Below are 5663 nucleotides of genomic sequence, written 5' to 3' on the forward strand. Positions count from 1 at the left end.
CACCCGCTCCACCCTGACCCCGGGCCCGTCGGGGCGGGCCTCCCGCCGCATCTGCCGGTCGAACTCGCGCAGCACCTCGTCACGATCCATCCGGCCATCCCAGCACCCGGCGCCGCGTCCCGGCAACGGATTTACCAGCCGTGACAGGGAGACATGGCTGGTCAGCCGCCGAAGCGGCGCTGCCGGGCGGCGAAGCTGCGCAGGGCGCGCAGGAAGTCGATCTCGCGGAACGCGGGCCAGAACGCCTCGCAGAAGTACAGCTCGGAGTAGGCCGACTGCCAGAGCAGGAAGTTCGACATGCGCTGCTCGCCGCTGGTGCGGATGACCAGGTCGGGGTCCGGCTGCCCGGCCGTGTAGAGGTGTTTGGCGACGTCGTCCACGGTCAGTGTCGCGGCCAGGTCCACCATGGACTGCCCGGCCTCGGCCCGCTCGTACAGCAGCTCACGCAGGGCGTCGATGACCTCCTGGCGGCCGCCGTACCCGATGGCCAGCGTGAGGTGGAACCCGGTGGCGCACTCGCGGGTCGCCTCGACGGCGTTCTTGAGTGCGCTGGCGGTGGTGTCGGGCAGCATGTCGAGCATTCCGGCGACGTGGATGCGCCAGCGGGCGTCCGGCCGGTCGAGCCGGTCGGCGACCATCCGCTCGATCACCCGCAGCAGGAACGCGACCTCCTCGTCGCCGCGGCGCTGCAGGTTCTCCGTCGAGCAGAGGAACACGGTCAGGTGTTTGATGCCGAGGCCCTCGCACCACGACAGGACGTGCTCGATGTGCTCGGCGCCGTACTGGTGGCCGATGCTCGGGTTGGCCAGGCCCATCTGCCTGGCCCAGCGCCGGTTGCCGTCCATGATCAGGCCGACGTGGCGGGGCAGCGGGCCGGCCATGACCTGGCGGCGCAGGCGGCGGGCGTACAGGGCGTGGAGGAGATCTGTCATGCGCACCCTCCAAGGATGGCGCGCCCAGCGAGCCAGGAGGCACTTATTGCTGGGTCAGGGCGAGCTTGACGCCGAGCGCGGCGAACGCGGCGCCGAACCCGCGCCGCATCCAGGTCAGCACCCTGGGCCGGGCGATCACGTGGTTCCTGACCGCGGCGGCGAACAGGCCGTACCCGGCGAAGACCACGAACGTCAGCAGCATGAACACGGCGCTCAGCTCCAGCATGCGCGCCAGCGCGGCGGGCTCCTCGCTGCTCACGAACTGCGGCAGGAACGCGAAGAAGAAGATCGACAGCTTCGGGTTGAGAATGTTGATCAGCACGCCGTCGGCGATCACCTTTGCCGCCGGGCGCGGGGCGGCCTCCTGCTCCACGCTCAGCGCGCCCCGCTCCCGCAGCGTGGACCAGGCCATGTACAGCAGGTACGCCACGCCCGCGTACTTCAGGATCTGGAAGGCGACGGCGCTGGTGTGCAGCAGCGCCGCCAGGCCGGTGACGGCCGCCGCCATGTGCGGCACGATGCCGAGCGTGCAGCCGGACGCGGCCACGACGCTCGCCCGGCCGCCGCGCGACAGGCCGGCGGCCAGCGTGTACAGCACGCCCGTGCCCGGGGTGACCACGATGACGAGCGAGGTCAGCAGGAACTCGATGCTCACGGGGCGGCTGCCCTCCTGGAGATGGGGTGGTGATCCCTGCACCCAACCACTCCCCCGCCTTCTATGTCAATGCAGATTTGTTTTAGTCTGTGCGTGGCCAGGCGTCGCCCCAGCCGACGTCCCTGGCCCGCCGGTAGAGGTCGCCCTGCCGCTTGGAGACGATCACGTCGCGGACCCCGTCCGCCTCGGTGCACAGGCGCAGGGACACCACGCCCTTGCGCTTCTGCGGATGGCGCAGCACCCGGGCGCCGGCCCGCGGCCACCGGCCGGCCGTGGCGGCGACGTAGGAGAACTTCTCGTCCTCGAAGCTCAGCGTGCCGGCCTTGATCTGGCGGTGCAGGGAGCTTCTGGGCAGCCGGACGGAGAAGTGGCACCAGTCGCGGCCGGGCTGGATCGGGCAGCGGCCGTCGTGGGGGCAGGGGGCGACGATGTTCATGCCGTGCCCGGCCAGGACCTCCCGGGCGGCGGAGACGGTGGCGTAGCCGGCCGGGGTGCCGGGCTCGATGATGATCACCATGGCGGCGCCGGCGGCGAGCCAGCGTACGACGTGGGGCCAGTCTTTCCCGGGAAGCTCGCCCAGCGCGTACGACATGGTCACCAGGTCGGCCTGGGGCCGGTCGAGATCGGGGCGGATGGAGGCGTGCCGCCAGGTCGTGCCGCGCAGCGCGGCGGCCTCCGACGTACGGGCCAGGCGCCGGCCCAGGTCGATGATCTGCAGGTCGTGTTCGATGACGGTGACCTGCCGGAGGGACGGCCAGGTCCGGCCGGCCGCCCAGATCGCCGCCCCGGTGCCGCCACCGGCGTCGAGGTGGGTCACCGGCTCGAAGCCCGGCGCCAGCGCCGCCGCCTGGCGCATGGCCGTGGCGGCGGCGGCGTAGGTGGCGGGCATGCGGTACGCGGCGTAGGCGGCGATGTCGGCCGGGGACCGCAGGTGAGCGCCCTCGGCGGACGGGCCGGTGCGGTAACGCTCGGTGAGCTGCGCGGCCGACCGGGACAGATCTTGCGGGGAGTATCGGGCCAGAGCCTTGTCCAGGGCGGCTCTGAGCTCATCGGGCAACATTGATCACTTTCGCTTTCATGAGGAGGGGGTGGTGGCGTTCAGAGGGCTCGGGCCTGGGCGAGCGTGCGCCAGGCGGGCGCGGTGATGGCGGCCGGCGCCGGGCCTGAGGTGAGCGAGGCCACCAGCGGCGGATCGGCCGCCATGGGTGATGCCGTCGCCGATGTCGGACACCGCGGAGGCGGTCCATGGTTTGGAGAAGTCCGCGCCTGGGCGCGCGGGCATGGGGGCACGCAAAAAAAAGCTCCTCGGACAGGGAAGGAAACGGTCGTTGACGCGAGCGACCGCTTCAGGCGAGGAGCATCGCCCGCCGGCACGAACCCGACGGCGACCGGCTAGAGCGTGAAGGGCCCTCGCCTCGAAGCGGCACTGGTGACCTTGCCGAGGCGCATACGAACCCCCATCTATCGTGCTATTTCAACCGGGAACATTATCAACCATGCGATGGCTGTGAGCACCGCCTTTACCCCGCCGCCCGGCCCCGCCCCGTAGTAGCGTCGTGGCCATGATGATCGTCGATGGCGTCGAGATCGCGTACGAGGAGGCCGGGCCGCAGGCACCCGCGGGCACGGTCGTGCTGCTGCACGCGAGCGTGGCCGACCTGCGCATGTGGGAGCACCAGTTCCCGGTCCTGGCGGAGCGCTACCGCGTGATCCGCTACGACCGGCGCGGGTCCGGCCGGTCCGGCGACGCCGAGGGCGAGGTGTGCCACCACGAGGACCTGCTCGCCGTCATGGACGCCCTGGAGGTCGAGCGGGCGGCGCTGGTGGGTTCCTCGATGGGCGGCGCGTACGCCGTGGAGGCCGCCCTCGCCGCGCCCTGCCGCGTCGCCGGGCTCGCCCTGATCGGCTCGGGCCTGGCCGGTCACCAGTGGCCGGCGGACATGCTGGAGCAGGCCCGCGAACGCGTCCACAGCTCGGTGCCCGCCGACCGCCTGGCCCGCTACGGCGCCGGCACCGCCGACCGGGTGGACCCCGCCCACGTGCACGCGATGGCGGAGGCGCACACGCTGTGGCAGGTCGCCGGGCCCGGCCGTGGCCGGTGCGCGCTGTCCGACGAGGTGTGGGAGACGGCGGTGGAGATGTGCCGGCTGGTCTTCGAGCGCTCGTGGACCGGCCCCAGGTCCACCGAACGCCACCTCGCCCCGCCCGCCGCCGGCCGGCTGCCCGAGATCAACGCGCCCACACTGGTGATCAGCGGCCTGTCGGACGTACGCGGCATCCAGGAGGTGTCCGGCCTGCTGGCCGCGGGCATCCCGGCCGCCCGCCGCATCGACCTGCCCGAGACCGGCCATCTCCCGCCGCTGGAGCGGCCGGCGGAGGTGACGGCGGCGCTCACGACGTTCCTGTCGGAGGTCTTCGCCCCCGCACGCACCTGAGCCCGGCGTCGGACCCGCACGGCTCGCGCCCGAGCCCGGTCAGCTTCCTGAGGGCAGCCAGGCGCGGCCGGTCTGCGCGGTGTGCTCGGTCAGGATCTCGCCGATCACCGACGCCAGCAGGTCTCTGTGCTGCTGCGGGAGTTCCCTCGCCAGCGCCTCCAGCCGCTCGGTCATCCCGTCGTGCGCCAGCGCCCCGATCCGCTCCCCTTCAGGGGTCAGCGCGATCCGGCAGGTCCGCCGGTCGTGCGAGTCGCGGGTGCGGGCCACCAGGCCGCGTTTCTCGGCCCGGTCCACCAGCCCCGTCAGGCTCGACTTCTCCAGGTGCAGCGAACGGGTCAGCTCCGTCATCCCGACGGGCCCGCCGATGAGCAGGCAGAGCAGCTGAGCCTGCTGCGGCGTCAGCTCGTACTCCTTGCTGACATCGACGAACACCTGCTGCACCAGATGCGCCAGGCGGACGAGCGCCTCGGTGAACCGCAGGACCGGCTCCTTCGTCATGACCACGCGACCGAGTCTAATTGACAACAGTTGGCGATACGAACTACTTTGCTTCGCATAGCCGACTGTTCGTAGAACCAACTAATGCTGGGCGCGCACGGCGCGGCCCAAGGAGCCCCACATGCCTGACTACGGCCACGACCTGCTCTTCAGCGCGAACATCGTGCCGTCAGCGCAGCACGCCGACACCGTCGTAGCCCTCGTCCAGCTCGCCGAGCAGGCCGGGCTCGACCTCGTCACCTTCCAGGACCACCCCTACCAGCCGGCCTTACTCGACACCTGGACGCTGCTGAGCTACGTCGCCGCCACCACCGGGACGATCCGGCTGGCGGGCAACGTACACCCGCTGCCGCTGCGGCCGCCCGCCATGCTCGCCCAGGCCGCCGCCAGCCTGGACATCCTCAGCGGCGGCCGTTTCGAACTGGCCCTCGGCACGGGCGGGTACTGGGACGCCATCGCCTCCATGGGCGCGCCGCGCCTGACCCCCGGGCAGGCCGTGGACGCGCTCGAGGAAGGCATCCAGATCATCCGCGCCGCCTGGGACACCGACGCGCCGGGCGGCGTCCAGCACCCTGGCGTGCACCACCGGGTCGACGGCGCGCCGCGCGGGCCGCGGCCCGCCCACGACATCGGCATCTGGCTCGGTGCGTACAAGCCGCGCATGCTCCGCCTCACCGGCCGGCTGGCCGACGGCTGGCTGCCCTCCCTCCCGCATCTCCGGACCACCGTCGCGATCGCCGAGGGCAACGCCGTCATCGACGAGGCCGCCGCCGAGGCCGGCCGCTCGCCGCGCGACATCCGCCGGCTGCTCAACCTCGGCGAGGAGCTGCCGCCCGCGCAGCTCGCCGAGCTCGCGCTCGAACACGGCATCAGCGTCTTCACCCTCATGACCAACGACCCGCGCCAGATCCAGCACTTCGCCGCGGAGACGGCTCCGGCCGTACGCGAGCTCGTCGCCGCCGGACGCCGTGCACCAGAAGCCGGTACGGAAGCCACCGAGGAGACCGCCGTGGAAATCGCCTCGCAACCGGCCACCCAGCACGCGACCGGGCCCGCCGTCGCGCTGGGCGTCACCCCCACCCCGGACGACGGCGTGCGGCTCAGCGACGTCCGCGTGTGGGACGAGAGCACCCGCCCCACCGC

The 5663-nt window shown here is 72.2% G+C and carries 6 protein-coding genes; 2 read left to right on the plus strand and 4 right to left on the minus strand.

Features of this window, described 5'->3' with window-relative positions:
* Positions 1-161: 161 nt before the first annotated feature.
* The 3 genes from uppS to EJK15_RS67265 all read right to left on the minus strand — a co-directional run bounded on the left by uppS (position 162) and on the right by EJK15_RS67265 (position 2647).
* Complete coding sequence (gene uppS / locus EJK15_RS67255) at positions 162-932, minus strand: polyprenyl diphosphate synthase (protein WP_138720590.1); 771 nt, start codon at positions 930-932, stop codon at positions 162-164.
* A gap of 43 nt (positions 933-975) precedes the next feature.
* Positions 976-1587 carry a LysE family translocator gene (locus tag EJK15_RS67260; RefSeq protein WP_138720591.1) on the minus strand — a complete coding sequence of 204 codons (612 nt, stop codon included), beginning with the start codon at positions 1585-1587 and terminating at the stop codon, positions 976-978.
* Between the two features lie 82 nt (positions 1588-1669).
* Positions 1670-2647 carry a small ribosomal subunit Rsm22 family protein gene (locus tag EJK15_RS67265; RefSeq protein WP_138720592.1) on the minus strand — a complete coding sequence of 326 codons (978 nt, stop codon included), beginning with the start codon at positions 2645-2647 and terminating at the stop codon, positions 1670-1672.
* A 502-nt stretch (positions 2648-3149) separates the two neighbouring features.
* On the opposite strand from EJK15_RS67265, the gene EJK15_RS67275 reads away from it, so the two are divergent.
* Positions 3150-4022 carry an alpha/beta fold hydrolase gene (locus EJK15_RS67275; RefSeq protein ID WP_206062272.1) on the plus strand — a complete coding sequence of 291 codons (873 nt, stop codon included), beginning with the start codon at positions 3150-3152 and terminating at the stop codon, positions 4020-4022.
* Between the two features lie 39 nt (positions 4023-4061).
* Here EJK15_RS67275 and EJK15_RS67280 read toward each other — a convergent pair whose 3' ends face one another.
* A complete protein-coding gene (locus tag EJK15_RS67280; protein ID WP_138720595.1) occupies positions 4062-4520 on the minus strand; it encodes a MarR family winged helix-turn-helix transcriptional regulator in 459 nt (152 codons plus the stop codon).
* Between the two features lie 121 nt (positions 4521-4641).
* Between EJK15_RS67280 and EJK15_RS67285 the strand changes: the two genes are divergently transcribed.
* Positions 4642-5663 (plus strand): LLM class flavin-dependent oxidoreductase (locus EJK15_RS67285; RefSeq protein WP_138720594.1); only part of this gene is annotated, 1022 nt, incomplete at its 3' end.

Origin of the sequence: Nonomuraea basaltis, from assembly GCF_005893125.1 — a bacterium.
Taxonomy (GTDB): domain Bacteria; phylum Actinomycetota; class Actinomycetes; order Streptosporangiales; family Streptosporangiaceae; genus Nonomuraea; species Nonomuraea basaltis.